Source organism: Promicromonospora kroppenstedtii (genome assembly GCF_044389675.1).
GTDB lineage: Bacteria > Actinomycetota > Actinomycetes > Actinomycetales > Cellulomonadaceae > Promicromonospora > Promicromonospora kroppenstedtii.
In genome coordinates, this window is record NZ_JBIRYI010000019.1 from 75,127 (window position 1) to 101,595 (window position 26,469).

Consider the following 26,469-nt stretch of genomic DNA (forward strand, 5'->3'; position numbering starts at 1 on the left):
TTTCGGGTGGTCGGCAGAATGTCAGGTGGTCGGTATTCCGAGCTGCCGACCACCTGACATTCTGCCGACCGCCCGAAACTACCGACCACACATGGCTAGCGCTTCTCCAGCGCCTTGCGGACCTGCTGGGTCAGGGCGAACACGAGCAGCGCGGCGAAGGCGATCGAGGCCACGTTGTCGGGCAGCACGACCGACAGGCTCGCGCCGCCGAACGAGAACACCGACGCGACCAGGCCGATGATCGCCGCCGTCCTGAGGTGCACCAGGCCGTTGCGCGCGTTGACCCAGGTCCCGGAGACGGCGGTGGGGATCATCGCGACCAGCGACGTCCCCTTGGCGAGCGCGGGGGCGAAGTCGAACAGCGCGGACAGCCCCGGCACGGCGATCTGGCCGCCGCCGATGCCGAGCAGGCCCGACGCGATGCCCATGACCAGCCCGAGCCCCACCATCCCCGCGCCGTCGAGCAGGCTGGGGACGCCCTGCGCCGTGCTGACCGACGGCGGGTCGGCGAACGCGTCGAGCAGGGACCGCACGATGCCCGCGACCAGCACCCCGACGAACAGCCAGCGCAGCAGGGTCTCGGGCACGCGAGCGAGCAGCCGCGCGCCGTAGGCCGCACCGACCACGGAGCCGACGACGAGCAGTCCGGCGGAGATCAGGTCGACCGCCTGGTGCGTGAGGTACGGGATGGACCCAACGATCGCGGCCGGGAGGATCGCCGCCAGCGAGTAGGCGCTCGCGCGGCGCTGCGTCAGCCCGCCGAGCGAGGTCAGGAGCGGCACCATCACGATGCCGCCGCCGAGGCCGAACAGACCGGAGAACGCTCCGCCGACGATCCCGACGAGGACGGCACGGGGTGGGGTCAGGGAGTCGTCAGTCTGCTCGGTCACCCCGTGATGATCTCAGGTGTGCGGCGATGGTCAGCGCACAGTCCGGTGAGGCGGTGCGTGTGGTGTCCACCTCCAGGTCGTAGGCGACGCCCTGGTGGACGACGTCGGCCTGCTTCGCGGCCATGCCCGGCACCCGGTCGCCGCGAGCCGCCTCGCGCCGCCCGGCCACGACGGCGTCGCACCGCACGCCCACCCAGAGCGTCGGCACGTCGCCCAGCGCGTCGAGCCAGCGGCGCTGCGACGCGCCGCCGCCCAGGAACACGTCGTCGACCACGAGGTGCGCGCCCGCGCGCGCCATGGCGACCAGCCCGGTGATCCAGGCGTCCTGCAGCGCCATGAAGTCCCCGCCGACGGCGACGCCGCCGTCGTCCGCGAAGCCGATGCCGTCGCCGCCGGAGGTCAGCCGGGCGGGCATCGCGTCGACGAGGGTGTCGATGCTGAGCGAGAGCCAGGGCTCGGGCAGCACTGCCTGCAGGTGGCGGGCGATCGCCGACTTGCCTGAGCTGGATCCGCCGTTGAGCACGATGACCTGGGTGTCCATGCCGCCACCGTACGAGTGTCGGTGACGCGCGCTACAGTGATTTCAAGTTGAGTGGAATAGACTCAACTTTGAGACGGTTTCATCGAGGTAGTACTCCGCCCATCATCACCAGCCCCGGGAGGCTTCATGGACACCAAGTTCACGACCATGTCGCAGCAGGCGATCGGCGACGCCATCCAGTCGGCGTCGGCCGCCGGCAACCCGCAGCTCGAGCCGGTCCACCTGCTCGCCTCGCTGCTCACGCAGGAGCGCGGCGTGGCCGTCGGTCTGCTCGACGCGGTCGGGGCGAACGCGCAGGCCATCGGCCAGCAGGTGCGCGCGGCCCTCGTCGCGCTGCCCCAGGCCAGCGGCAGCAGCACCGCCCAGCCGAGCGCGAGCCGCGCCCTGGCGACGGTGCTCGACCTGGCGGGCAAGGAGGCCCAGGGCCTGGGCGACGAGTACGTCTCCACCGAGCACCTGCTCATCGCGCTGGCCGCCGGCCAGTCGTCCGCGGCGCAGATCCTGTCCGACGCCGGGGCGACCGCCGACGCCCTGCGCGCCGCGCTGCCCGCCGTCCGCGGTTCGGGCCGGGTCACCAGCCCCAACCCGGAGGGCACCTACAAGGCGCTGGAGCAGTACGGCACCGACCTGACCCAGCAGGCACGGGACGGCAAGCTGGACCCGGTGATCGGCCGCGACTCGGAGATCCGCCGCGTGATCCAGGTGCTGAGCCGCCGCACCAAGAACAACCCGGTGCTCATCGGCGAGCCCGGCGTCGGCAAGACCGCCGTCGTCGAGGGGCTCGCCCAGCGTGTGGTGGCCGGCGACGTCCCCGAGTCCCTCAAGGGCAAGCGCCTGATCGCGCTCGACCTGGCCTCGATGGTGGCCGGTGCCAAGTACCGCGGCGAGTTCGAGGAGCGCCTCAAGGCGGTCCTGGAGGAGATCACCGCGTCCGACGGCGAGGTGGTCACCTTCATCGACGAGCTGCACACCGTGGTCGGCGCGGGGGCGGGCGGCGAGGGAGCCATGGACGCCGGCAACATGCTCAAGCCCATGCTCGCCCGCGGCGAGCTGCGCATGGTCGGCGCCACCACGCTCGACGAGTACCGCGAGCACATCGAGAAGGACCCCGCGCTGGAGCGCCGGTTCCAGCAGGTGTTCGTGGGCGAGCCGTCGGTGGAGGACACCGTGGCGATCCTGCGCGGCCTCAAGGAGCGCTACGAGGCGCACCACAAGGTGACCATCGCCGACTCCGCCCTCGTGGCCGCGGCCTCCCTCTCCGACCGGTACATCTCCGGCCGGCAGCTTCCCGACAAGGCGATCGACCTGGTCGACGAGGCCGCGTCCCGCCTGCGCATGGAGCTCGACTCGTCCCCGATCGAGATCGACGAGCTGCAGCGCGCCGTGACGCGCCTGGAGATGGAGGAGGTCGTGCTCTCCGAGTCGGCCGACGCCGCCTCCAAGGACCGGCTCGAACGGCTCCGCGCCGACCTCGCCGACCGCCGCGAGGCCCTCGCCGCGCTCACCGCGCGCTGGGAGTCCGAGAAGGCCGGGCACAACCGCGTCGGCGACCTGCGTGCGCGCCTCGACGAGCTGCGCACCGACGCCGAGCGCAAGCTCCGCGAGGGCGACCTGGAGGGCGCGGCGCGGATCCAGTACGGCGAGATCCCCGTCGTCGAGAAGGAGCTCGCGGCCGCCGAGGAGGCCGAGGCCGGCGCGGAGGACGTGCCGGACGGCCTCGGCCCGGAGACCGCCGAGCCGCCGATGATCGCCGACAAGGTCGGCGCCGACGAGATCGCCGAGGTGGTCGCCGCCTGGACCGGCATCCCCGCCGGACGCCTGCTGCAGGGCGAGTCCGAGAAGCTCCTGCACATGGAGGACGTCCTCGGGGAGCGCCTCATCGGCCAGCGGGCTGCGGTCGCCGCGGTGTCCGACGCCGTGCGGCGCACCCGCGCCGGCGTCTCCGATCCGGACCGGCCCACCGGCTCGTTCCTGTTCCTCGGCCCCACCGGCGTGGGCAAGACCGAGCTCGCCAAGGCGCTCGCGGACTTCCTGTTTGACGACGAGCGCGCCATGGTGCGCATCGACATGTCCGAGTACGCGGAGAAGCACTCGGTGGCGCGGCTCGTCGGCGCCCCTCCGGGCTACGTCGGGTACGAGGAGGGCGGTCAGCTCACGGAGGCCGTGCGGCGCAGGCCGTACTCGGTGGTGCTGCTGGACGAGGTGGAGAAGGCGCACCCCGAGGTCTTCGACATCCTGCTCCAGGTGCTCGACGACGGCCGCCTCACCGACGGCCAGGGTCGCACCGTCGACTTCCGCAACACCATCCTGGTGCTCACCTCGAACCTCGGCTCGCAGTTCCTCGTGGAACCGATGCTGTCGGACGAGGAGCGCCGCGGCTCCGTGATGACGGCCGTGCGGGCCGCGTTCAAGCCCGAGTTCCTCAACCGGCTCGACGACGTGGTGATCTTCGACGCGCTCACGCTGGACGAGCTCGGGCGCATCGTCGACCTGCAGGTCGGCGCGTTCGCCAAGCGCCTCGGTGACCGGCGCATCACGCTGGAGGTGACCGCGGCGGCTCGCGAGTGGCTCGCCCTGGAGGGCTTCGACCCGGCCTACGGCGCCCGGCCCCTGCGCCGCCTCGTGCAGCGCGAGATCGGCGACCGCCTGGCGCGGCTGCTGCTCGCGGGCGAGGTGACCGACGGCGACACGGTGGTCGTGGACCGTGCTGACGGCGAGGGGCTCGCACTGGAGCGGCGGGTGCTCACCGCGTAGCCGGGACCGTCCTTCGTCGGGTGCCGGGTGACGCCGCCCGGCAGACGCGCCCGGCCGTCCGCACCTGCGATCCTCGACGGGTCAGCGGGTGTCGGGCGGCCGGGCGGCGGCCGATTGTGACGGTGTTGTGAAGGTGGCCGCCTGGGCGCCCAGAACCCGAATTGCGGCGCGTCCCTCTGTGTGTGCGGGGTGAATCCCTGCGCGGTCACGAGGGACAGGCGCTCAGGGAGGCCCGATGCTGCGTTTCCACTTCACCGCGGATGATCTGGCGCGGGTCCGGATCGCGCCAGGCCCGGACCCCATGTGGGAGACCCTGCTCAGCGCCCACCTCGTGAACCAGCGCTCGGGCTCCATGCTGTTCGAGCCCTGGCGGGCGCGGGTGCTGACCGGTCTGCCGCCCGCTGCGCGCATGCTGCTGCGCCTCGCCCCGCCGCGTGGCTACTCCCCGGACTTCCTCACGCCGGTCGACGGCTCCGGCGCACCCCTGACCGGCCCCGACATGTTCGAGGTCGGCCTCGACGCCGTGCTGTCCACACCGAAGGCCCGGCTCCGGCACGACATCTCGCGGCTCGCGCACGGCCGGACGCCGCACCTGTGGATGCGGGACCTCGCCGACGGGTCGGCGTCGGCCCTGCGTGGGCTCGGCGTCGCGATGCGGGCGTACCACCGGCAGGCGATCGGGCCGTACTGGAGCGGGATCCTCGCCGCCGTCGACGTGGACCGGGCAGCGCGCACCCGCGCCTGGGTCGAGGGCGGCACGGAGCACGCGCTGCGGAGCCTGCACCCCGCGATCCGCTGGCAGCATCCCGTGCTGTCGGTCGCGACCGCCGCGGAGCGGGACGTCCACCTGGCGGGCCGTGGCCTGCTCATCGTCCCGTCCTACTTCTGCCACCGTGCCCCGATCTCGCTGGCCGACCCCGAGCTGCCGCCGCTGCTGCTCTACCCGATCACCCACGAGCAGGTCTGGACGGGCAAGCGACCGGAGGACCGGGCCGACGAGGACGGCGGCCGCAGGCTCACCGCACTGCTCGGCCGTACCCGGGCCGCGGTCCTGCGGGAGCTCGGCATCGGGGCGACCACCACCGAGCTCGCGCAGCGGCTGGCGATCTCGCCGGCGTCGGCCTCGGAGCACGCGACCGTGCTGCGCAACGCCGGGCTCGTCACCAGCGAGCGCGAGCGCAACACGGTGCTGCACGCGCTCACCCCGCTGGGCCGAACTCTGTTGGACGGCGACGGGCACCGGGTGCCGACGGCGTCAGCTACTGCAGCAGATCCTGCGTGATCGGCTCCGCGGTCGTCGCCAGGCACAGGCCCACGCGGTCGCCGTCCGCCCACGACTCCTCGCTGGGCCCCCAGACCACGTAGCTCACCGAGCCGGCCACCGGGCTGGTGCGTGCGACCGGGCCGAGCTGCTTGGTGCCGCACACCTGCGCGATGCGCTTGTCGACGGCGTCCCGGCCCGGCCAGACGGCGGCGTCGGCGAAGTCCGTGCGGCCCACCACCTGGGCGGTGTGCGAGGCGTCGCAGGGGACCGCGAGCACCTCGGAGACCTCGCCGTCCGCCGGGACGCTCTCCACGCAGGAGCCGAGCACGAGCTGCAGCGGGTGCACCTCCTGCGGCTCCGCGATCATCGCCTCGATGGGCTCCCACTGCTGGCGGCCCACCATGTTCACGATGAGGGCGATCACCGCGACGACGGCCACCACGGCCAGCGTCGCCCCGCCGATCAGGGCGTAGCGCCGCCGCTTCGCCGACTCGTCCTCCGCCGTGGGCGGCCGCCAGCCCGCGTACGCCGCCTCGGGCGCGTAGTCGTGGACCGCCGGGAACGACGGCGCCGAGCCGCCGGGGGCACCGGGGAACGGCGACGGCGGCTGCGGGACGGGCTGCTGCGTCGACGGCTGGGCTGGGGTCTGCGTGGCCGGCTGGTGCTGCGCCGGCGCGGCGGGCGTCGGGAACGGGCTCGCCGGCGTGGGGGCCAGCGGTGTGCGGGTCGCCGGGGAGGCGAAGAGCTCCGGCTCAGCGGTGGTGCCCTCGGCTTCGTCCGCCCCGTCCGTCGCGGCGTCGTCCGTGGTGGCCCGCCCGGCGGCGGCCGCCGCGGGTGCCTGGGCTGCCGGTGCGTCGGGCGTCGGTGCGTCGCCGGCCGGTGGGTCGGCGGGGGAGCCGGCGGACGCCTCGGCCGGGGAGGTTGCCGACGCCGTCGTGTCGTCGCCGTCCTCGCCCGTCTCGTCCTCGGCCGCGACGGTGCGGGGACCCAGCGCCTTCTTGTGCGCGGCCGAGATAGCCGCGAACGAGAGCGCCTTGAAGTCGAAGTTCTCGTCGATCACCGGGAGGTTGTCAGCCGGCTTCTTGCCGCCCTCGGGGACGGCGGCCTTCTGCTCGGTCTTCTCGGCGGGCTCCTCGTCCGCCTGCTCGACGGCGACGTCGGCGGCGGGCCCGGTGCTCCCAGCGGGCTCGGCGGGCGTGCCGGCGTCGTCGTCCGCCGGGGGCTCGGGCGTCGGGGTCTCGGGCGCCTCGGCCTCCTGCGCCTCGGGTGCGGTCGGCGCGGCGGGGCGCGTGGCCGGGACGATCGCGATCTCCTCGGTGGGCGCCTCGTAGCGCTTCGGGCGGTTCGACGGTGCGGGCGGCTCGGCGGGCCCGACGTCCTCGGGCTCGGGGACCGGCGTGGGAGCAGGCCTCGGAGCTGCGGCCGCCGGGACGGGCGCGGGCTCGACCTCCGGCTCGTCGGCGGAGTCCTCCGGAGCGGAGTCCTCCGGGGCTGAACCTGCCGGAGCAGCGTCCGCGGACGAGACGCTCGCGTCGTCGGCGGACTCCCCGGCAGCGCTGTCCACGGACTCGTCCACAGCGTTGTCCACAGGATCGTCCGCGGAGTCGTCGGCGGCTCCGTCCGCGGCACTGTCCACAGCGTTGTCCACAGGCTCGCGCTCAGCCGCGGCGTCGTCGGCCTCGGTAGCCTTCGGGGCCTCGCCCACCGGTTCGGACGTGTCCGCGTCGTCGTCGCTGTCGCCCTTGCCGGAGGGGCCCTGCGGAGCGGGGCCCGGCTCCGAATCGACCTCGGACGCCTTCGCGACAGAATCCGAAACGGGGATCTCGGCGACTTCAGTGGCGGCCGGTGTCTGGTCGGGCGTCGACGTCATGCAGTTAACTTACCGACATTCTGTAACGACCCTGCCACCGGAACGGCACCCGTTTCGAGAGCACTCGATTTATGGACAATTTCACCCGACGATTTCCCCATCGAGAGTGGAACCTCAGCACATCACAGCGGGCGCGCGACGGATCAGTCGGTGAGGTCGACAATCACCGGCACGTGGTCGGAGGCGCCCTTCCCCTTGCGCTCGTCCCGGTCGATCGCGGCCCCCGTGGCGCGTCCGGCGAGCGCCGGCGAGGCCCAGCAGAAGTCGATCCGCAGACCCTTGTTCCGGGGGAACGCGAGCTGCTGGTAGTCCCAGTACGTGTAGGTGTGCTCCTCGGGCAGGAACTTGCGGGTCAGCTCCGTGTACCCGGCCTCGCCGAAGGCCTCGAACGCGGCGCGCTCCGGAGGGGAGACGTGCGTCTTGCCGGCGAAGTCCGCCGCGTCGTAGACGTCGGTGTCCAGCGGGATCACGTTCCAGTCCCCGGTGAGCGCGACCGCGTCGCCGGCGTCGGCCCAGGTCTTCGCCGCCGTCCGGAGGGACTCGAGCCAGGCGAGCTTGTAGGCGTAGTGCGGGTCCCCGAGCGCGCGGCCGTGCGGCACGTACAGACTCCACACGCGGACGCCGCCGCAGGTCGCGCCGATCGCGCGCGCCTCCAGGGGCGGGGCCACGTCGAGCAGGGTGTCCGGGTCGGCGTCGGCGGCCGCCTTGGCGAAGCCGGGCTGCTCCGGGAAGTGCGTCGCGACGTCGGCCAGGCCGACGCGCGACGCGATGGCCACGCCGTTCCACTGGGAGAGGCCGAAGTGCGCCACCTCGTACCCCGCGGCCTCGAAGGCCGCGGTGGGGAACTGGTCGTCCCGGCACTTGGTCTCCTGGATCGCCAGGACGTCGGTCCCCGACCGGTCGAGGAAGGCGAGCACGCGGTCCACCCGCGTGCGGATCGAGTTGACGTTCCAGGTGACGAGGCGCACACGGACAGCCTACGTGCGGCGCTGTCGGGGGCGCTGTGCGCTCCATGTGGTGTGTGCGCGGTCCAGCACGGACTGCGTGGGAGGTCCGGTAGACGGCGCGCTGTGATCCCCACCGCACTTCTCGGACCCTGATTTTCGAGCCGTTTCACCCCGACTACGCTGGCCGTGTGCAGATCCTCACCGGGCGACGTGCCCTCGGCGCCGTCGTCGTCCTCACGTCAGCGGCCCTGCTCACGGCGTGCTCCGCGGGCAGCTCGTCCGGCGGGGCCTCGGCCGGGCGTACCGACGTCGTCGTCGGACTGACCGGGGAGCCCACCAACCTCGATTTCACCACCACCTCCGGCTCGGCCATCCCGCAGCTGCTGATGAACAACGTCTACGAGGGCCTGGTGACGATCGACCAGGAGGGCGAGGTGCAGCCGCAGCTCGCCGAGAAGTGGGAGATCAACGGTGATCGCACGGTCTACACCTTCACGCTGCACGACGGCGTGACCTTCTCCGACGGCTCGCCCTTCACCGCGGACGACGTCGTCGCGTCGATCGACCGGGTCCAGGACGACTGGACGCTGAGCCTGAAGTCGAAGATGGACGTGGTCGAGAGCGCCGAGGCGGTCAGCGACACCGAGGTCGCCGTGACCCTGACGCACCCCAGCAACGCCTGGCTGTTCGACATGGGCACGTCCGTGGGCGCCATGTTCCCCGACGACCTGTCCGTCGACCTGGCCACCGAGGCCGTGGGCACCGGACCGTACACGGTCGAGGAGGTCGCCACCGGCGAGCACATCACGCTCGCCGCCCGCGAAGACTACTGGGGCGAGACCCCCGCGATCACCGACGTCACCGTCCGGTACTTCGCCGACGCGAACGCCCAGGCCAACGCCGTCCGCGCCGGCGACATCGACATGGCGTACAACATGCAGGCGCCCGACCTGCTGGCCGGGCTGGAGCAGGACCAGGACCTCCAGGTGATCGACGGCACCTCGACGGGCGAGGTGCTGCTCGCGCTGAACAACGCCCGGCCGCCGTTCGACGACCTGAACGTGCGTCGCGCGATCATGTACGCGATCGACCGCGAGGCCGTGCTGGACACGGCCTGGGCCGGGCACGGGGAGCTCATCGGCTCGATGGTGCCGCCCACCGACCCCTACTACCAGGACCTGACCGGCGCCTACCCGTACGACCCCGACCGGGCGCGCGAGCTGCTGGCCGAGGCCGGCGCCGAGGACCTGAGCATCACCTTCGACGTGCCGACCCGCCCGTACGCCGAGGCCGTCGCCCAGGTGGTGGTCTCGCAGCTCGCGGAGGTCGGAGTCGACGCGAAGATCGTCCCCGCGGAGTTCCCCGCCGTCTGGCTCGACAAGGTGTTCACCGAGCACGACTACGAGATGTCCGTGATCCTGCACACCGAGGCCCGGGACATGCTCACCGTCTTCGGCGACCCCGACTACTACATCGGCTACGACAACCCGGAGCTGGGTCAGGTGGCGGAGAAGGCCGACGAGGGCAGCCCCGACCAGTACGTCGCCGGCATGCAGGAGGTCTCGCGCATGATCGTCGACGACGCCGCGAGCGACCCGCTGTTCCTCTTCCCCAACACCGTGGTGGCCGACGCCGCACTGTCGGGCATCGCCGCGAACGCCACCACGGAGTCCATGGACCTGACCGGCCTGCGCTGGTCGGACCGCTGATCCGGCCGACGCCGGACGCCGCCCCGTGGTCAGACACCTCGCCTCGCACGCCGCACAGCTCGTCGTCACGCTGCTCGTGGCGACGGCAGCGATCTTCGTGCTGCTGCGCGTGCTGCCGGGCGACCCCGCCGCCGTCGCGCTCGGGATCGAGGCGTCCCCGGAGGCGCTCGCGGCCTGGCGGACCGAGCACGGCACCGACGGGCCGCTGGTGGTCCAGTACCTCCAGTGGGTGGGCGGGCTGCTCACCGGGGACCTCGGCACCAGCTACGTGACGTCGCAGGAGCTGACGCCGCTGGTCGCGGACCGGGTGCAGGTCACCGGCATCCTGGTGCTGCTCGGCATGCTGATCGCGCTGGTGGTGGCGGTGCCGGTGGGCACGCTGGCCGCCGTCTGGCACCGGAACGCGGGCGGCGTGACCCTCTCGGCGGTGAGCCAGGTGGGCGTGGCCGTGCCGAACTTCCTGGTGGGCGTGCTGCTGGTCGCACTCTTCGCGGTACGGCTCGGCTGGCTGCCGTCGGGCGGCTGGGCGGCTCCGGTCGACGGGCTCGGCGAGTTCTGGCGGCACGTGCTGCTCCCCGCCGTCGCGCTGGGCTCGGTGCAGGCCGCGATCATCACGCGGTACGTGCGCAGCGCGGTGCTGGAGATCATGCGCGAGGACTTCCTGCGGACCGCCCGCGCCAAGGGCCTCACCTTCACCGGCGCCCTGGTCCGGCACGGGCTGCGGAACGCCGGCGTGCCCATCGTGACGGTCGTGGGCGTGCAGATCGCGTCCATGCTGATCGGCGCCGTCGTGATCGAGCGGGTGTTCGCCGTGCCGGGGCTCGGCAGCCTGCTGCTGGACTCCGTGGGCAACCGCGACCTGCTCGCCGTGCAGTCGATCGTGGCGGTGCTCGTCGTCCTGGTGGTGCTGCTGAACTTCCTGGTCGACCTCGTCTACACCCTGCTCGACCCGCGCCTGCGGAGAGCGGCATGAGGGGCGCGAGGCGCCGCCGTCCCGGCGCCCACCCACAGCTCGTGATCGGCGCCGTGCTGGTGGGGCTGGTGCTGGTCACGGCCCTCGTCTCGCTCGTCTGGACCCCGTACGACCCGGTGCACGCGGGCGCCGAGCGGCTGCTGCCGCCGGGAGCCGAGCACTGGTTCGGCACCGACCGGTTCGGCCGTGACGTGCTCTCGCAGGTCATGGCCGGTGCGCAGATCACGCTCCTGGTGGGGCTGGTCGCGGTCGGGATCGCCGCGCTCGTGGGTGTACCGCTCGGCGTGCTCGCCGGGATGCTCCAGGGTTCGGGTCGCGGCCGGCCGGCCGCGGTGCTCATGCGCGGCACCGACATCCTGCTCGCCTTCCCCGGCCTGCTGCTCGCGATCGTGCTGGGCGCCGTCTACGGCGCGGGCACGGTCACCGCGATGGTCGCGCTGGGCATCGGCTCCATCCCCGCCTTCACGCGCGTCGCACGCAGCGGGACGCTGCAGGTGATGCGGTCCGACTACGTCCTCGCCGCCCGCGCCGCGAACCGCGGCGAGGTCGCGATCGCGGCGCGGCACGTGCTGCCCAACATCGCCGGCACGGTGCTGGTGCAGTGCTCCGTGAACTTCGCGATCGCGGTGCTCGCCGAGGCCGGGCTGTCGTTCCTCGGCCTCGGCACTCCCCCGCCCACGCCGTCGTGGGGCCGCATGCTGCAGGAGTCCCAGCAGTTCCTCGGACTGGCCGACCACCTCGCGATCGTGCCCGGGGTGGCGATCGCGGTCGCGGTGCTCGGCTTCAACCTGCTGGGCGACGGGCTCCGCGACGTCCTGGACCCGCGGCTGGCGAGCGCGTCCGCCGCTACACCGCAGGTCGAGCCCGCACGGGCCGTGCCCCCGCGGGCCGAGTCCCTCGGGACCCCCGCCCTCGACCTCCGGCACCTCACCGTCAGCACCACGAGCGGACGCACCCTCCTGGACGACCTCTCGCTACGGGTCGCCGCGGGGGAGCGCGTCGGACTGATCGGCGAGTCCGGCTCCGGCAAGACCATGACGGCGCTCGCGGCCCTCGGCCTGCTGCCCGACGGCGTCGCGGCGACCGGGCACGTCGGCCTTGCCGGGGTGGACGGGAACCTCCTGGACCGGGGCGAGCGGGCCCTGGCCCGCCTGCGTGGCCAGGCGATCTCGATGGTCTTCCAGGAGCCGATGACGGCGCTCGACCCGCTCGTGCGCGTGGGCCACCAGGTCGCCGAGGCCATGACCCTGCACGGCACGGACGGGCGGACGGCGACGCGCCGCGCGGCCGAGCTGCTCGCCGAGGTGGGCCTGCCCGCCGGCGCCGCCCGGCGGTACCCGCACGAGCTGTCCGGCGGGCAGCGGCAGCGCGTGGTGCTGGCGGCGGCGCTGGCCAACGACCCGGCCGTGCTCGTGGCGGACGAGCCGACGACGGCCCTCGACGTCACCGTCCAGCGTCAGGTGCTCGACCTCATGACGCGGCTGGTCAGCGAACGGGGCGCCGGGCTGCTGTTCATCACGCACGACCTGGCCGTGGTGTCCCAGGTGTGCGAGCGCGTGGTGGTGCTGCTCGACGGCGTCGTGGTCGAGGAGGGACCGGTCGACGAGGTGTTCGCGCGCCCCCGGCACGAGTACACGCGGCGGCTGCTGGCGGCGTCCACCCTCGAACCCCGCCGGTCGCCGTCGCTGACCGAGCCCCCATCGCGGGTCGAGCCTGTCGAGACCCCCGCCGCCCTGATCCGCGTCCAGGACGTGACCCGCACCTACGCCCCCCGGGGCCAGCCGGTCCAGGCGCTGCGGGGCGTGTCCCTCGCGGTCCAGGAGGGGCAGCGGTTCGGGATCGTGGGGGAGTCCGGGTCGGGCAAGTCGACGCTGCTGCGGATCGTCGCCGGGCTCGACCGGGCGACGTCGGGCCGGGTCGTGACCGCGGGCGTCGAGCTCAGCCCGGCCGAGCCGCGCGACCTGGGCGGCCTGCGCTCCGCGCTGCAGCTCGTGTTCCAGGACCCGTACGGCTCGCTCGACCCCCGGATGACCATCGGCGACATCGTGGCGGAGCCGCTGCTGAACGCCATGAACGTCCGGGACGGCGGCCCGCGCTCGGCGGCCGGCCGCCGCGACGCGGTGCGCGAGATGCTGGACGCCGTCGGCCTGCCGCTCGACGCGGCCGGGCGGTACCCGCACCAGTTCTCCGGCGGCCAGCGGCAGCGCATCGCGATCGCGCGGGCGCTGGTGTGCCGTCCGCGCATCCTCGTGGCGGACGAGCCGGTCAGCGCGCTCGACGTGTCCGTCCGGCGGCAGGTGCTCGACCTGCTCGCGCGCCTCGCGGACGAGCGCGCGCTGACGCTCCTGCTGGTGTCGCACGACCTGGGCGTCGTACGGCACGTCTGCGACCAGGTCGCGGTGATGCACGAGGGGCTGATCGTGGAGCAGGGGCCCACCGCCCAGGTCTACGACGATCCGCGGGACGAGTACACGCGTCGCCTGCGCGCGGCGACCCCGCAGCTGCGCTGACCGGCCCGTCCACCCCGCACGTGTCGGACGTACAGATCCCTGGGGTGACCTGTACGTCTGACACGTCCGCGAGCGTCTGACACGTGCGCGCCGTGTAATCTCCTGCGCGAGATGAGCGAGCACGTGACCAGCGACGACAGCGACCTTCCCGCGCCCGCCGAGAGCCTCCCGGGAGCCCGGGGCGTACGCACCCGGAAGCCGCCGATCCGGCTGATCTACGTGCCCGGGCTGGGCGACCGCATGCCGCCCCTGGTGCACCTCCAGCGAGAGGCGCTGCGCAGCTGGCGTGCCCTCGGCGTGCGCACCACGATGTTCCGGGTCCGCTGGTCGTCCGACGCCTCGTTCCAGGAGCGGCTGGACCGGCTCGACGCCCTGGTCGAGCAGTTCGAGGAGCGTGGCGAGCGGGTCGCGCTCATGGGCGCGTCCGCGGGCGCCGGCGCGGTGCTCGCCGAGTACGCCCGACGCCGCTCGATCGTCGCCGTCGTGATCATCGCCGGGAAGTTCCTCGAGCCCGACGACATCATCAAGCCCGTCCTGGAGCGCAACGCTCCCTTCGCGCAGTCGCTGTCCACCGTGCCGAAGCTCCTGGAGGAGCTGGGCCCCGCCGACCGGGCCCGGATCCTCAGCCTGCGCTCCGCCCGGGACGGCGTGGTCGACGACGAGGACACGCTCCTGGAGGGCGCCGTCAACGAGACGATGCGCGTGGTGGGCCACGTGATCGCCATCGGCTACGCGCTGATGTTCCGCGCGCGCCGGGTCGTGCGCTTCCTGCGCGAGGTCGCGACGGACTGACGGTGCGTTCCTGCCACGAGACGCGTCGCGATCGTGAGTGTCGCAAGCCCGGCGCGAAGCAGGTACCGCCCGGAGACACCACGACGACGTCGGCGGTGAACCATGACTGAACTGACCCCCGAGGAGTTCGCCGAGATCGAGCGCCGCTTCGAGAACTTCGACAGGGACACCGCTGAGGTCTACGACGTCGGTGTTGTGGTGCTCACCCGTGCCATGGCGGAGCGTGAGTACCCCACCCCCGGACGTGTCAGACCCACAGGTCCCTCGGGTGACCTGTGGGTCTGACGCGCCGCACGGGGTAGCGCGCCTTACGGACGCTTCAGGAACAGTGCGTGTCCGGGCTCTTGTCCCTGGCGCCCTGGCGTCCGCAGAATCTGGCCATGACGACCACCCAGGACACCTCCGCCGCCGTCGCCCACTTCGCCGGCCGCCTCGCGTTCGAGACCGACGTCAGCGACGTCCACGCCGCGCTCGCCGCGGGCAGCCCGTTCACGCTGGTCGACGTGCGCTCCCCGGCCTGCTGGGACCAGGGGCACGTCCCGGGCGCGGTACACCTGCCGGGCGGCAAGGTGCGCCTGCGGGCGGAGCAGACCGTCGACCGCGAGAAGCCGGTCGTCGTCTACTGCTGGGGCCCGGCGTGCAACGGCGCCACGAAGGCGGCCCTGGAGTTCGCGAAGCTCGGCTATCAGGTCAAGGAGATGATCGGCGGCTTCGAGTACTGGGTCCGGGAGGGCTTCGCCTACGAGACGGCGGCAGGCCCGGTCCAGCCGGAGGTGGACCCGCTGACGTCCCCGGTCTGACGCCGGGGTGCGGGTGTCATCGAAGTGCGCTTCTGCCCAGTCATTGGGCCCGAAACCAGCCCGGGTTCCGGGCCCAACGACTGGGTAGAAGCGCACTTCGGACGGCGGACGACGCCGGCGCCGGGCCGCGCGTCAGGCCGGGCGGTAGCGGTTCTCCGGGCGGCCCGTCGTGCCGTACCGCGGCGTCACCTGCGCGTAGCCCTGCGTGACCAGGTGCTCCAGGTAGCGGCGGGCGCTGACCCGCGACATCCCGACCGCCTCCGCGACCTCGGCCGCCGACGCGTCCCGGGTGGCCGCACCGCCCACACCGCCCACCCCGCACAGCCCCACCAGCGCCTCCCGCACCAGGTCCCGGCTCCGGCCCGACAGCCCCTTGGGCAACCGGCCGACGGCGGAGCGCGGTCCCGCCAGGAGCTGGTCCACCTCGTCCTGGTCGAGCGTGTCCTGGGCGCGGCGCACGTCCTCGCGGCGCTGCCACACCTCGTCGAGCCGCTCCCGCAGGGCTGCCGACGTGAAGGGCTTGACGAGGTAGGCCACCACGCCGCCGGCCATGGCCTGCCGCACGGTGCCGAGCTCGCGCGCGGCGGTGGTGGCGACCACGTCGACGGGCGGCCCGGGCAGGTGCCGCAGCTTCCGTAGCACGTCGAGCCCGCCGAAGTCGGGCAGGTGCAGGTCGAGCAGCACCAGGTCGGGACGCAGCGCGACCGCGAGGCGCAGCGCGTCCGCGCCGGTCCGCGCCTCGCCGACGACCACGAACCGGGGGTGGCTCTCCACGAAGCCGCGGTGCACGGTCGCGACGGCCGGATCGTCCTCGACCACCAGCGTCCGCGCCGGCCCGGTCACGACGTCCCCTCCGCCGCGGCGACAACAGCACCGACACCGGCCCTCACCCGCTCGACGGCGACCGGCACCGGCAGCTCGACCCGCACGCGCGCCCCGCCGAGGTCGCCGGTGCCGATCACCACCTCGCCGTCCCGCCGGTCCACGACCCGCCGGACCAGGGCCAGGCCGATCCCGCGGCTGTGCTCCCGGTCGCCCGGGACCTTGGTGGAGAACCCGGCCTTGAACACCTGGTGGTGCAGCTGCGCGGGGATGCCCGGGCCGTCGTCGTCCACCTGGAGCACCAGGTGCGGGCCCTCGACGCGGAGCGTCACCCGGACGCGGCCCTCGGGCCGCGCCGCGTCCACCGCGTTGTCGATCAGGTTGCCGAGCACCACCAGGGCGTCGGTGTGCAGCGACGAGTCGTCGGGGCCGGCCGGCGCCTCCAGCACCGAGTCCTCGGAGACGTCGAGGGTCGCGCCCCGCTCCCGCGCCGTGATCGCCTTCACCAGGAGCAGCGCCGCGATCTCGGGGGACCGCACGCCCGGCGCGACGGCGGACGCGGTGAGCAGCCCGCCGTAGCCCGACCGCTCGATGAAGGCGACCGCCTCCTCCGTACGGCCCAGTTCCAGCAGCCCCGAGATGACGTGCACGGTGTTGGCGAACTCGTGCGACTGGGAACGCAGTGCGTCCGCGAGGCCCCGGGTCTCCAGCAGCGTCGCGATGTCGTCGGGCTCCAGCAGGTAGATCCGCCGGCGCACCAGTCGTGTCACCCAGGCCGCGCAGAGCGCCCCCACCACGGCGGCGGCGCCCAGCGTGCCGAGCAGCCAGCCCCGGTCGTCGTTCAGGTCGGCCCGCAGCTCGGACTCCAGGATCCCCACGCTGGCGGTGCCGATCACGGGGGCGGGCGAGGAGTCGTCGGCGGCGTCGCCGAACACGGGCACCTTGACGCGCCACGACGTGCCGAGCGTGCCGGTCTGCGTGCCCGTCCACACCCGGCCGGACAGCGGCACGGACGGGTCGGTCGACACACGCTGCCCGATCTGGTCGGGGTCGGGGTGGGAGTAGCGCACGCCGTTCTCGTCGGTGACCACGACGTAGGTGACCTGCGACGCCTCGCGGATCACCTCGGCGATCGGCTGGATGGTCGCGGACGGGTCCTTGTCGTCGAACGCGTCGTGGATGGCGGGCAGACGCGCCACGGACTGCGCGACCCCGGCCATCCGGTCCACGTACGCCTCACGAAGCTGTCGTTCCTGCAGGGCGGAGGCCACCAGCCCGGTCGTGCACACGAGCACGAGCACGACGACGACCTGCAGCACCAGCAGCTGCGCCCGGAGCGTCATCGCTCTCTTCACGGACGCAAGTGTGCACCCGGTCACAGCCCGCGCGGTAGCCGCCCGGCGTGACCGAAACGACCACAACCTTTCTTGCGACCAGAACCGGGGCCCCGCGAGCCGCCCTCCCTACGCTCTCGCCGAAGTGGTCCGAGAGCCGCCGAAGCGGTCGGCTCCGGTACCCGCATCCGCTCAAGGAGGAGACATGCGCATCATCCGGTCCGGGGCTGCCCCCGTCGGAATCGTCCTGGCCCTGGCCCTCACGGGCTGTTCGATGCTGGAGTCGGGCGGTGGCGGAGGCGACGCCGCCATCGACGAGCTCAGCATCGTGGTCCCCGCCGGTCCCGGCGGCGGCTGGGACCAGACCGGCCGCGCCATGCAGGCCGACCTGCAGGAGGAGGGGCTGGTCGGCTCCGCCACCGTCACCAACGTCGACGGTGCGGGCGGCACCGTGGGCCTCGCGAAGATCGCGACCGAGACCGACCCGAACACCCTGCTGGTGATGGGCCTGGTCATGGTGGGGGCCGTCGAGACCAACGAGGCCCAGGCGCGGATCGAGCAGACCACCCCGATCGCGCGCCTCACCGAGGAGCAGGAGGTCATCGTGGTGCCGGCGGAGTCGGACTACCAGACGATCGACGACCTCGTCGACGACATCAACGAGAACGGCAAGGAGGTCGCCATCACCGGCGGCTCAGCCGGCGGCACCGACCACATCCTCGCCGGCATGCTGCTCCAGGCCTCGGGCATGCCGTCGGGCAACATCGCGAGCAGCCTCAACTACATCGCGTACTCCGGCGGCGGCGAGTCCCTGGCGGCGCTGCTCGGCAACAACGTCAGCGCCGGCATCTCCGGCGTCAGCGAGTACGCCGAGCAGGTCCAGGCCGGCAAGCTCCGGGCGCTCGCGGTCTCCGGCGCCGAGCGCGTCGACGCGCTCCCGGACACCCCGACCCTCACCGAGGCCGGCTACGACGTCGTCCTGACCAACTGGCGCGGCGTGGTCGCCCCGGGCTCGATCGACGACGCCGAGAAGGAGGCGCTGACCAGCGCCGTCACCGAGCTCGCCGAGTCCGACGCCTGGCAGGCCACGCTCGAGGAGAAGGCCTGGGACGACGCCTTCCTCGCCGGGGACGAGTTCGACACCTACCTCGACGGCAACATCGCCGAGATCCAGACGGTGCTCAAGGACATCGGGCTCGTCAGGTGACCAGCAACGACACGGCGCCCGAGGCGCCCGTTCTGCCCGGTGGCCCGACGGCGGAGGACGCACCTCCGCCGCCGGGCGCCGTCGAACCGCCGCCGCGCCGGTGGGGCGAGCTCGTGCTCGCCCTGGCCACCACCGCGCTCGGCGTGTACGTGCTGGTGGCCGCCGGGAGCATCACCGTCCCGGGCTCGAGCAACACCCTCGGCCCGCGGGCCTTCCCCTACCTGGTGGGCGGCATGCTCGTCGCGGCCGGGGTCGTGCTGGTCGTGCTGATCCTGAGCGGCCGGACCGGTCAGGAGGAGGGCGGCGAGGACGTCGACCCCTCCGTCCGCACCGACTGGCTCACCGTGGTGCTGCTCGTCGTGATCCTGGTGGTGCACGTGTTCGCCATCAACGCCGTGGGCTGGCCGTTCGCCGCCGCCCTGCTGTTCGGCGGAGCCGCCGTCGTGCTGGGCGCCCGGCCCTGGTGGCGCGCCGCCCTGGCCGGGCTCGTGCTGGGCCTGGTCATCCAAGTGATCTTCGGCGGGCTGCTGGGGCTCTCGCTCCCGGCCGGACCGCTGCTGGAAGGGGTGCCGTTCCTCCGTGGATAACTTCTCCGCCCTGATCGAGGGCTTCTCCACCGTGCTGCACCCGATGTACCTGCTGTACGCGCTGTTCGGCGTGTTCATCGGTACCGCGGTCGGCGTGCTGCCGGGCATCGGCCCGGCCATGACCATCGCCCTGCTCCTGCCGCTGACCTACTCGCTGGACCCGACGGCGGCGATCATCGTCTTCGCCGGCATCTACTACGGCGGCATGTACGGCGGGTCGACGACGTCGATCCTGCTCAACACCCCTGGCGAGTCCGCGTCGATCGTGACCGCGATCGAGGGCAACAAGATGGCGCGCGCCGGACGCGGGGCCGCGGCGCTCGCCACCGCCGCCATCGGCTCGTTCGTGGCGGGCTCGATCGCCACCGTGGCGCTGACGTTCCTGGCGCCCGTGGTGGCCGGCTGGGCCGTGCAGCTCGGCGAGCCCGACTACTTCGCTCTCATGGTGGTCGCCTTCGTCACCGTGGGCGCCCTGCTCGGGAGCTCGGTGCCGCGCGGCCTCGCCTCGCTCTCGCTCGGCCTGTTCCTCGGGCTGATCGGCACCGACACGCTGACCGGCCAGCAGCGCTTCACGTTCGGCGTGCCCAACCTGGCCGACGGGATCGACGTCGTCGTGGTCGCCGTCGGCCTGTTCGCCGTCGGTGAGGCGGTGTACGTCGGCTCGCGCATGCGCCACGGACCGGTCCGGATCATCCCGGTCGAGAAGGGCTGGCGTACCTGGATGAAGCGCGACGACTGGCGCCGGTCCTGGAAGCCGTGGCTGCGCGGCGCCGCGATCGGGTTCCCCGTCGGCACCATCCCGGCGGGCGGCGCCGACGTCGCGACCTTCCTGTCCTACGCCGCCGAGCGGCGACTCGCCGGCCCCCGGCGCAAGCAGTTCGGCAAGGGCGCGATCGAGGGCGTGGCCGGCCCGGAGGCCGCGAACAACGCGGCGGCGTCGGGCGTGCTGGTCCCGCTGCTCACCCTGGGCCTGCCCACGACGGCGACGGCGGCGATCATCATCGTCGCGTTCCAGTCCTACGGCATCCAGCCGGGCCCGATGCTGCTGCAGAACGAGTCCTCCCTGGTGTGGGCCCTCATCGCCAGCCTGTATGTCGGCAACCTCATGCTCGTCGTGCTGAACCTGCCGCTGGTGGGCATGTGGGTCAAGGTGCTGCGCATCCCGCGGCACTACCTGTACGCGGGCATCCTCCTGTTCGGCGCGCTGGGCTCGTACGCGCTGAACTTCGCGCCCGTGGACGTGCTGCTCCTGGTGCTCATCGGCCTGATCGGGTTCTTCATGCGCCGCTACGGGTACCCCGTGGCGCCGCTCGTGGTCGGCATGATCCTCGGCCCGATGGCGGAGGACCGGTTGCGCCGCTCCCTCGCGATCAGCCAGGGCGACCTGTCCTACCTCGTGACCAGCCCGTTCGCCGCGACCGCGTACGCGGCGATCATCGTGCTCCTGGCCGTGGGCATCTGGCTCAAGCGCCGCGAGCGGGCGGAGGAGGCCTAGACGCACTGGCTAGGCTCGTCCGCATGAGCACAGCACTGATCACCGGCGGGACCGCCGGCCTCGGCCTGGAGTTCGCGCGGCAGCTCGCCGCCGACCGGCACGACCTGGTGCTGGTCGCCCGGGACGCCGCACGGCTCGAGGAGGTCGCCGCGCAGCTCCGCGCCGCTACCGGCGTGGCGGTCGAGGTGCTGCCGGCGGACCTCTCGGTGCCCGACGACGTCGCGCGCGTCGCGGCGCGCCTCGCCGTCGTCGGCGGCCGGCCCGAGGACGGCGACCTGCGGCCCGTCGGCCTGCTCGTCAACAACGCCGGGTTCGCCACGAGCTCGCCGTTCGCGACCGGCCGCGTCACCACCGAGCGCCGGGGGATCGACGTCATGGTCAAGGCCGTCGTCGAGCTCACGCACGCCGCCGTCGGGCAGATGCTCGAACGGGACCGCGGCGCGATCCTCAACGTCGGCTCGGTCGCCGCCCTCACCGCGGGCGGCACCTACGCCGCCGCCAAGGCGTACGTGCGCACCTTCACCGAGTCCCTGGCCGCCGAGCTCAAGGGCACCGGCGTCACCGCCACGCTGCTGTCCCCCGGGTTCACGCACACCGAGTTCCACGCGCGCGCCGGAATCGCCGAGTCCTCGATCGTCCCCGAGTGGGGCTGGCTCCAGGCCGAGGACGTGGTGCGGACGGCGCTCGCGGACGCGCGCCGCGGCGTCGTCCTGTCCACGCCCTCGGTGCGCTACAAGGTGGCCTCGGCCGCGCTGCGGGTCATGCCCCGCTGGGCGGTGCGCGCGGTCGGCAGCTACCGCTGAGCAGGCGCCCGGGCCGGTGCCCGGTGGGCCGGCGTCGGGCGGGCCGACGTCAGAGCCAGCCGACGCGCTTGAAGATCCAGTAGAAGACGCCGCCCAGGCCGATCATCCCGAGGATCGCGAGCGGGTACCCGAAGGTCCAGCGCAGCTCGGGCATGTGCGTGAAGTTCATGCCGTAGATGGTGCCGATCAGCGTGGGCGCGAAGAGGATGGCCGCCCACGCGGAGATCTTCTTCATCTGCTCGTCCTGCTTGAGGCTGATCTCCGTCATCCGGCGCGACTCCTCGTTCTGCTCCTGCGTCACCAGCGTGGAGTGCACGTTGAGGGCGTTGGTCAGGAGCGAGCGGAACGTCTCCGAGGTCTCCGCGTGCTTGATCGCGTGGTCCAGCACGTTGCGCAGGCTGCGCAGCAGCTCGACCCAACGGTGGTCCTGCACGTCGCCCTCCGGGTGCGGGGCGTCCTCCGGGTGCGCGGCGGCGGACTGCTGGTCGGCGTACTCCCGCTTGGCGTCGTACAGGTCCTGGAGCATCTCGACCAGCGGGCCGGTGGCGCGCTGGAGCCCGATCACCTCGCGGGTCGCCTCGTAGATGCGGAACGACACCCCCGGGTCGCGCGAGAAGAGCTGGTCCTCGATCTGGTCGATGGCCCCGCGCAGGCGCGTGACCACGGGTCGGTAGGTGTCCACGACCTCGTCCAGCAGCGCCGCGAGGATCGCGACCGGCCCGAGGCGCAGCAGGTCCGGGTCCTGCTCCAGCCGGTCGCGCAGGGCGTCGAGGTCGGGCGTCACGGACCGCCGGATCGTGACGACGAAGTCCGGGCCCACCCACGCGTGCACCTCGCCGAACTCCACGCGGTCGACGTGCCCGTCGCCGTCGTCGTCGATGTTGCGTGCGGGGTGCAGCACCACGAACAGCACGTCGTCGTAGTGCTCGACCTTGGGGCGCTGGTGCGCGTTGATGGCGTCCTCGACCGCCAGCGGGTGCAGGGAGAACTCCGCGGCGACTGCCTCGATCTCGGCCGGCGCCGGCCACGACAGGTCGACCCAGGCGATCCCGCCGCGTTCGCGGGTCGTCTCACAGGTCTCCTCGATGCTCGCCGGGTTGGCCGTGCGCCTGCCGTCCACGTACACCGCGTTGTCCATGATGCTCACAGCAGAACCTTCCCAGAGGCGGACGGCAACCCGGGCCACGGTCCGGCGGCACGCGCGACGTACCCTTGCACCGTGAACGCTGACTTCTCCCCGACCCCGCGCGAGCAGCTCGCCGAGCTCATCAAGGAGCTCGCCGTGGTGCACGGCAAGGTGACCCTCTCCTCCGGCAAGGAGGCCGACTACTACGTCGACCTGCGCCGCATCACGCTGCACCACCGGGCCGCCCCGCTCGTGGGGCACGTGCTCCTGGACCACCTGGAGGAGGTCGGGCTCGGCACGGCCGAGATCGACGCCGTCGGCGGCCTCACCCTGGGCGCGGACCCCATCGCGGACGCGCTGCTGCACGCCGCGGCCTCGCGCGGGCAGGACCTGGACGCGTTCGTGGTGCGCAAGGCGGCCAAGGCGCACGGTATGCAGCGACAGATCGAGGGCCCGGACATCGCCGGCCGCAAGGTGGTCGTCGTGGAGGACACGACGACGACGGGCGGGTCGCCGATCGCGGCGATCGAGGCCGCCCGGGCCGCGGGCGCCGAGGTGCTGGGCGTCGCCACGATCGTGGACCGGGCCACCGGCGCGGGCGAGAAGATCGAGGCGCTCGGGGTGCCGTACCACTACCTCTACGGGCTCGGGGACCTCGGCCTCTCCTAGAGGCTGCTACCGCAAAACTGGCCGTCTCCATATCACTCCCCCGCGGAGACTTTTGCCTAGCCCTACTGTATCTTTAAGTTCATGGGGCCATTTGTCGCATTAGTCCTGCTCGTCATCGGCGTGGTGGCGTTCACGGTCGCCGCAGCGCGGATCATGAAGCGCGGGCGCTCGCAGGACGTCGCGCAGTGGGCCGAGGCGAACGGCTGGGAGTACGTCGGCAAGGACTCGGTCCTCGCCCAGCGCTGGACCGGCCGGCCCTTCGGCATCGGCGTGGACCGGGTGGCCCGCGACGTCGTCCGCGGCAACGTCGACGGGTTCGACATGGTCTCGTTCACCTACACGTGGCGGTCCGGCGCGCCCGAGGGCGACTCGCGCCGGATCGGCCTGCGCCGCACGGCACACGTGGTGGCGCTCGACGCGCTGCCGGGCGAGCCGGTGATCGACCTCTCGCCGGAGGGGCTCCGCGAGAAGTGGCAGAAGCTGTTCGGGGCGCAGGACGTGCAGATCGACAACCCGGCGTTCGACGGCCAGTGGCTGGTGCGCACGTCCGACGAGTTCTTCGCGCGGCGGGCTCTCGACGCGCGCCTCGCCAACATCGTGATGCTGCCCGACTTCCACGGCTCCCGGCTGCGGATCGAGGGGCCCTCGGTGCTGCTGTGGCGTCCGGGCCGCACCGACGTCACCACCCTGACGGACCGGGCCAAGCGGGTCGCGGACGTCGCGCGAATCGTGCTGCCCATGGAGAAGGGCGGGCCGCGCTTCGAGTCGGGCGGCACGATCGACGGCTTCGGGATCCCGGGCCTGACCTGACCTGGCTCGTCCTGACGCCGTCCGGCTCCGTGCCGTGCCGGAGCGTTCAGAACGGCTCGACCGCTCAGACCAGCTCGACGATGTCCGCGATCGACTTCATCACGTGGCTGGGCCGGAACGGGTACTTCTCGACCTCGCCCGCCGACGTCGAACCGGTGAGCACCAGGAACGTCTCCAGGCCGGCCTCCATGCCGCCCAGGATGTCGGTGTCCATGCGGTCGCCCACCATGGCGGTCGACTCCGAGTGCGCCCCGATCAGGTTCAGCGCCGACCGGAACAGCACCGGGTTGGGCTTGCCCACGTAGTAGGGCTGACGGCCGGTCGCCGCCGTGATCATGGCCGCCACGGAGCCCGCGGCGGGCAGCAGGCCCTCCTGCGAGGGGCCGGTGACGTCCGGGTTGGTGCAGATGAACCGGGCGCCGTCGACGATCAGGCGGATGGCCTTGGTGATCGCCTCGAACGAGTAGGTGCGGGTCTCGCCGAGCACCACGTAGTCGGGGTCCGCGTCGGTGAGCGTGTAGCCCGCCTGGTGCAGCGCCGTCGTCAGGCCCGCCTCGCCGATGGCGTACGCGCTGCCGTTCGGGATCTGGTCGGCGACGAACTGCGCCGTCGCCAGGGCCGACGTCCAGATGTTCTGCTCCGGCACGTCGATCCCGCTGTACGCGAGCCGGGCGCGCAGGTCGCGCGGCGTGAAGATCGAGTTGTTGGTCAGCACGAGGAACGGCAGGTCCTTGTCGCGCAGCGCCTTGATGAACTCGGGGCCGCCGGGGAGGGCCGTGCCCTCGTGCACCAGCACGCCGTCCATGTCCGTGAGCCAGGCTTCGGTGGTCCGCTCGATCATGGGCGCCAGCCTAGTGGTTCGCGCGTGAAAGCCTGGTGCCGCCCCGGTCCCTGGCGACGGGCCCCGGCCCGCGCCTACTCCTGCGGTTCGCGGGCGGTGCCCGCCAGAGCGTCCTCGGACTGCGCGGCCGCCTTCTCCGCGCGCCGGGCCCGCCAGATCTCGACGACCATCGGGATCACCGAGACCAGCACGATGAGGACGAGCAGCGCCTCGATGTTCTCCTTGACGAAGGTGAAGTTGCCGAGCACGTAGCCCAGCAGGGTCACGCCGACCGCCCACAGGAGCGCGCCGATCGCGTTGTACGTGACGAAGTGCCGGTACGACATCTTGCCGACGCCGGCCGCGACCGGGGCGTAGGTGCGCACGATCGGCACGAAGCGGGCCACGATGATGGTGCGGCCGCCGTACTTGTCGAAGTACGCGTTGGTCTGGTCGATGTAGGACCGCTTGAAGAGCTTCGAGTCGGGCTTGTCGAAGATCTTGGGGCCCGCCTTGCGGCCGATCAGGTAGCCGGTCTGGTCGCCGAGGAACGCGGCGGCGAACAGCATGAGGCACAGCACCCCGATGTTGATCTGCAGCGTGCCCTGCGCCACGAGCGCACCCGCGGTGAACAGCAGCGAGTCGCCGGGCAGGATCGGGAACAGCAGCCCCGTCTCGACGAAGATGACGAGCGCGATGCCGACCAGTGCGGCGTCCCCGAACCGCTCGATGAGGTAGTTCGGGTCCATCCAGTCGATGCCCAGGAGCTGCGGCACGGCCGCTGCGTCGACGGGGGCGGCGGCCAGCCCGGACACGACCTCCGGGAGTACGGTCGTCAGCATGGATCGAGCGTAGCGGGGCACAATGACGGGCATGACCAGCACGTCCTCCGGTCCGGGAACCGTCACAGCACCCGCACACGGCCCCGGCAGGGTCGGCCTTGTCTGAGCGCCCGCTGCCCGTCCCCGCGGAGGGTCTTGAGCCCGAGGTCGGCGTCGGGCCCTGGCCCGGCATCCGGCCCGACGACCCCCGCTACGACCCCGAGCTCCTCGCCGAGGGCGACCGCCGCAACGTGGCCGACCAGTACCGCTACTGGACCGTGGAGGCGATCGTCGCCGACCTGGACACGCGCCGGCACCCGTTCCACGTGGCGATCGAGAACTGGGCGCATGACCTCAACATCGGCTCCGTGGTCCGCACCGCCAACGCGTTCAACGCGGCGGGCGTGCACATCGTGGGCCGACGTCGCTGGAACCGCCGCGGCGCGATGGTCACCGACCGCTACCTGCACGTGACCCACCACGCGGACGCCGCCGCGCTGGCCGAGTGGGCCGGTGACCTCCCGATCGTCGGCATCGACAACGTGCCCGGGTCGGTGCCGATCGAGGGGCACGCGCTGCCCCGTGGCTGCGTGCTGCTGTTCGGCCAGGAGTCGACGGGCCTGACGGCGGAGGCGCAGGCGGCCTGCGACGTCGTCCTGCACATCACGCAGTACGGGTCGACGCGCTCGATCAACGCGGGCGCCGCGGCCGCGATCGCCATGCACACCTGGATCGAGCAGCACGCCTGAGTCCCTGGGCTCGCTCGGCAGTTTGCATCGTCGGCAGTTGGCAGATTCGGCAGTTAGCACGGTCGGCAGTTGGCATCGAGATCGGCTCAGGCCTGAGCCGATCTCGATGCCAACTGCCGAGTCCGCCGTGCAATATTACGCACCTGAGTACCAACTGTAGAGGCTGGGGGGCGACT

At 72.6% G+C, this 26,469-nt stretch carries 24 protein-coding genes; 15 read left to right on the forward strand and 9 right to left on the reverse strand.

All coding sequences use genetic code 11. The features are described 5' to 3' along the window. Window positions 1-95 precede the first annotated feature (95 nt). Together ACH47X_RS24130 and cpt are read right to left on the reverse strand one after the other, a co-directional pair. On the reverse strand, window positions 96-890 hold the full coding sequence (locus ACH47X_RS24130) for a sulfite exporter TauE/SafE family protein (protein ID WP_397407617.1): 795 nt from the start codon (window positions 888-890) through the stop codon (window positions 96-98). Further along, a complete protein-coding gene (cpt, locus tag ACH47X_RS24135; protein WP_397407619.1) occupies window positions 874-1,431 on the reverse strand; it encodes a chloramphenicol phosphotransferase CPT in 558 nt (185 codons plus the stop codon). Before cpt ends, ACH47X_RS24130 begins: the two co-directional genes overlap by 17 nt. A gap of 126 nt (window positions 1,432-1,557) precedes the next feature. Between cpt and clpB the strand changes: the two genes are divergently transcribed. After that, on the forward strand, window positions 1,558-4,185 hold the full coding sequence (gene clpB, locus ACH47X_RS24140) for an ATP-dependent chaperone ClpB (RefSeq protein ID WP_397407621.1): 2,628 nt from the start codon (window positions 1,558-1,560) through the stop codon (window positions 4,183-4,185). 235 nt (window positions 4,186-4,420) lie between these two features. Continuing rightward, window positions 4,421-5,467 carry an ArsR/SmtB family transcription factor gene (locus tag ACH47X_RS24145; protein WP_397407623.1) on the forward strand — a complete coding sequence of 349 codons (1,047 nt, stop codon included), beginning with the start codon at window positions 4,421-4,423 and terminating at the stop codon, window positions 5,465-5,467. On the opposite strand, the gene ACH47X_RS24150 is transcribed toward ACH47X_RS24145, so the two are convergent. Both ACH47X_RS24150 and ACH47X_RS24155 read right to left on the reverse strand, forming a co-directional pair. Beyond that, window positions 5,445-7,319 carry a septum formation family protein gene (locus ACH47X_RS24150; protein ID WP_397407625.1) on the reverse strand — a complete coding sequence of 625 codons (1,875 nt, stop codon included), beginning with the start codon at window positions 7,317-7,319 and terminating at the stop codon, window positions 5,445-5,447. The two genes, ACH47X_RS24145 and ACH47X_RS24150, sit on opposite strands and share 23 nt — an antisense overlap. Window positions 7,320-7,462: 143 nt before the next feature. Beyond that, window positions 7,463-8,287, reverse strand: a complete 825-nt coding sequence (locus ACH47X_RS24155; RefSeq protein WP_397407627.1) for an exodeoxyribonuclease III — start codon at window positions 8,285-8,287, stop codon at window positions 7,463-7,465. Between the two features lie 167 nt (window positions 8,288-8,454). Between ACH47X_RS24155 and ACH47X_RS24160 the strand changes: the two genes are divergently transcribed. From ACH47X_RS24160 to ACH47X_RS24185, 6 genes are all read left to right on the forward strand, one after another. Next, on the forward strand, window positions 8,455-9,975 hold the full coding sequence (locus tag ACH47X_RS24160) for an ABC transporter substrate-binding protein (protein WP_397407629.1): 1,521 nt from the start codon (window positions 8,455-8,457) through the stop codon (window positions 9,973-9,975). Window positions 9,976-10,000: 25 nt separating this feature from the next. Next, window positions 10,001-10,948: an ABC transporter permease gene (locus tag ACH47X_RS24165; RefSeq protein WP_397407630.1), complete on the forward strand. Its 948-nt coding sequence runs from the start codon at window positions 10,001-10,003 to the stop codon at window positions 10,946-10,948. Beyond that, window positions 10,945-13,458 (forward strand): dipeptide ABC transporter ATP-binding protein, encoded by a 2,514-nt coding sequence (locus ACH47X_RS24170; RefSeq protein WP_397407632.1) that lies wholly within the window; start codon window positions 10,945-10,947, stop codon window positions 13,456-13,458. The genes ACH47X_RS24165 and ACH47X_RS24170 overlap by 4 nt, the downstream gene beginning before the upstream one ends. A 111-nt stretch (window positions 13,459-13,569) precedes the next feature. Next, window positions 13,570-14,250, forward strand: a complete 681-nt coding sequence (locus ACH47X_RS24175; protein ID WP_397407634.1) for a hypothetical protein — start codon at window positions 13,570-13,572, stop codon at window positions 14,248-14,250. 102 nt (window positions 14,251-14,352) lie between these two features. Continuing rightward, the gene (locus ACH47X_RS24180) at window positions 14,353-14,535 is read left to right on the forward strand and encodes a hypothetical protein (protein ID WP_397407636.1); all 183 of its coding nucleotides are present in this window, start codon (window positions 14,353-14,355) and stop codon (window positions 14,533-14,535) included. 95 nt (window positions 14,536-14,630) lie between these two features. Continuing rightward, complete coding sequence (locus ACH47X_RS24185; RefSeq protein WP_397407638.1) at window positions 14,631-15,050, forward strand: rhodanese-like domain-containing protein; 420 nt, start codon at window positions 14,631-14,633, stop codon at window positions 15,048-15,050. A 132-nt stretch (window positions 15,051-15,182) separates the two neighbouring features. Here ACH47X_RS24185 and ACH47X_RS24190 read toward each other — a convergent pair whose 3' ends face one another. Both ACH47X_RS24190 and ACH47X_RS24195 read right to left on the reverse strand, forming a co-directional pair. Next, window positions 15,183-15,893: a response regulator gene (locus ACH47X_RS24190; RefSeq protein ID WP_397407640.1), complete on the reverse strand. Its 711-nt coding sequence runs from the start codon at window positions 15,891-15,893 to the stop codon at window positions 15,183-15,185. After that, window positions 15,890-17,227, reverse strand: a complete 1,338-nt coding sequence (locus ACH47X_RS24195) for an ATP-binding protein (RefSeq protein WP_397407642.1) — start codon at window positions 17,225-17,227, stop codon at window positions 15,890-15,892. Before ACH47X_RS24195 ends, ACH47X_RS24190 begins: the two co-directional genes overlap by 4 nt. 184 nt (window positions 17,228-17,411) lie before the next feature. Between ACH47X_RS24195 and ACH47X_RS24200 the strand changes: the two genes are divergently transcribed. The 4 genes from ACH47X_RS24200 to ACH47X_RS24215 are packed head-to-tail and all read left to right on the forward strand — an operon-like array spanning window position 17,412 to window position 21,298. After that, on the forward strand, window positions 17,412-18,413 hold the full coding sequence (locus ACH47X_RS24200) for a Bug family tripartite tricarboxylate transporter substrate binding protein (RefSeq protein ID WP_397407644.1): 1,002 nt from the start codon (window positions 17,412-17,414) through the stop codon (window positions 18,411-18,413). Further along, entirely contained in the window at window positions 18,410-19,000 is a 591-nt protein-coding gene (locus ACH47X_RS24205; protein ID WP_397407646.1) for a tripartite tricarboxylate transporter TctB family protein, read from the forward strand. The genes ACH47X_RS24200 and ACH47X_RS24205 overlap by 4 nt, the downstream gene beginning before the upstream one ends. Continuing rightward, entirely contained in the window at window positions 18,993-20,495 is a 1,503-nt protein-coding gene (locus tag ACH47X_RS24210) for a tripartite tricarboxylate transporter permease (protein WP_397407648.1), read from the forward strand. The genes ACH47X_RS24205 and ACH47X_RS24210 overlap by 8 nt, the downstream gene beginning before the upstream one ends. Before the next feature lie 23 nt (window positions 20,496-20,518). Next, window positions 20,519-21,298 (forward strand): SDR family NAD(P)-dependent oxidoreductase, encoded by a 780-nt coding sequence (locus tag ACH47X_RS24215; protein ID WP_397407650.1) that lies wholly within the window; start codon window positions 20,519-20,521, stop codon window positions 21,296-21,298. A 49-nt stretch (window positions 21,299-21,347) separates the two neighbouring features. Here ACH47X_RS24215 and ACH47X_RS24220 read toward each other — a convergent pair whose 3' ends face one another. Further along, window positions 21,348-22,445, reverse strand: a complete 1,098-nt coding sequence (locus tag ACH47X_RS24220; protein WP_397407652.1) for a magnesium and cobalt transport protein CorA — start codon at window positions 22,443-22,445, stop codon at window positions 21,348-21,350. Between the two features lie 72 nt (window positions 22,446-22,517). On the opposite strand from ACH47X_RS24220, the gene pyrE reads away from it, so the two are divergent. Next, on the forward strand, window positions 22,518-23,093 hold the full coding sequence (gene pyrE / locus ACH47X_RS24225) for an orotate phosphoribosyltransferase (protein ID WP_036962722.1): 576 nt from the start codon (window positions 22,518-22,520) through the stop codon (window positions 23,091-23,093). Window positions 23,094-23,174: 81 nt separating this feature from the next. After that, complete coding sequence (locus ACH47X_RS24230; RefSeq protein WP_397407654.1) at window positions 23,175-23,903, forward strand: hypothetical protein; 729 nt, start codon at window positions 23,175-23,177, stop codon at window positions 23,901-23,903. A gap of 64 nt (window positions 23,904-23,967) precedes the next feature. On the opposite strand, the gene ACH47X_RS24235 is transcribed toward ACH47X_RS24230, so the two are convergent. Then, window positions 23,968-24,744: an HAD-IIA family hydrolase gene (locus ACH47X_RS24235; RefSeq protein WP_036962622.1), complete on the reverse strand. Its 777-nt coding sequence runs from the start codon at window positions 24,742-24,744 to the stop codon at window positions 23,968-23,970. A 74-nt stretch (window positions 24,745-24,818) separates the two neighbouring features. Further along, window positions 24,819-25,565, reverse strand: a complete 747-nt coding sequence (locus tag ACH47X_RS24240; protein ID WP_397407656.1) for a VTT domain-containing protein — start codon at window positions 25,563-25,565, stop codon at window positions 24,819-24,821. Window positions 25,566-25,663: 98 nt separating this feature from the next. On the opposite strand from ACH47X_RS24240, the gene ACH47X_RS24245 reads away from it, so the two are divergent. Next, a complete protein-coding gene (locus ACH47X_RS24245; RefSeq protein ID WP_397407658.1) occupies window positions 25,664-26,293 on the forward strand; it encodes a TrmH family RNA methyltransferase in 630 nt (209 codons plus the stop codon). Window positions 26,294-26,469 lie beyond the last annotated feature (176 nt).

Excerpts from the sequence above, each read along its gene's own strand:
- cpt (WP_397407619.1), bottom strand. The coding sequence starts at position 1,431 with ATGGACACCCAGGTCATCGTGCTCAACGGCGGATCCAGCTCAGGCAAG.
- clpB (WP_397407621.1), top strand. The coding sequence starts at position 1,558 with ATGGACACCAAGTTCACGACCATGTCGCAGCAGGCGATCGGCGACGCC.
- ACH47X_RS24145 (WP_397407623.1), top strand. The coding sequence starts at position 4,421 with ATGCTGCGTTTCCACTTCACCGCGGATGATCTGGCGCGGGTCCGGATC.
- ACH47X_RS24150 (WP_397407625.1), bottom strand. The coding sequence starts at position 7,319 with ATGACGTCGACGCCCGACCAGACACCGGCCGCCACTGAAGTCGCCGAG.
- ACH47X_RS24170 (WP_397407632.1), top strand. The coding sequence starts at position 10,945 with ATGAGGGGCGCGAGGCGCCGCCGTCCCGGCGCCCACCCACAGCTCGTG.
- ACH47X_RS24175 (WP_397407634.1), top strand. The coding sequence starts at position 13,570 with ATGAGCGAGCACGTGACCAGCGACGACAGCGACCTTCCCGCGCCCGCC.
- ACH47X_RS24180 (WP_397407636.1), top strand. The coding sequence starts at position 14,353 with ATGACTGAACTGACCCCCGAGGAGTTCGCCGAGATCGAGCGCCGCTTC.
- ACH47X_RS24185 (WP_397407638.1), top strand. The coding sequence starts at position 14,631 with ATGACGACCACCCAGGACACCTCCGCCGCCGTCGCCCACTTCGCCGGC.
- ACH47X_RS24200 (WP_397407644.1), top strand. The coding sequence starts at position 17,412 with ATGCGCATCATCCGGTCCGGGGCTGCCCCCGTCGGAATCGTCCTGGCC.
- ACH47X_RS24215 (WP_397407650.1), top strand. The coding sequence starts at position 20,519 with ATGAGCACAGCACTGATCACCGGCGGGACCGCCGGCCTCGGCCTGGAG.
- ACH47X_RS24230 (WP_397407654.1), top strand. The coding sequence starts at position 23,175 with ATGGGGCCATTTGTCGCATTAGTCCTGCTCGTCATCGGCGTGGTGGCG.
- ACH47X_RS24235 (WP_036962622.1), bottom strand. The coding sequence starts at position 24,744 with ATGATCGAGCGGACCACCGAAGCCTGGCTCACGGACATGGACGGCGTG.
- ACH47X_RS24240 (WP_397407656.1), bottom strand. The coding sequence starts at position 25,565 with ATGCTGACGACCGTACTCCCGGAGGTCGTGTCCGGGCTGGCCGCCGCC.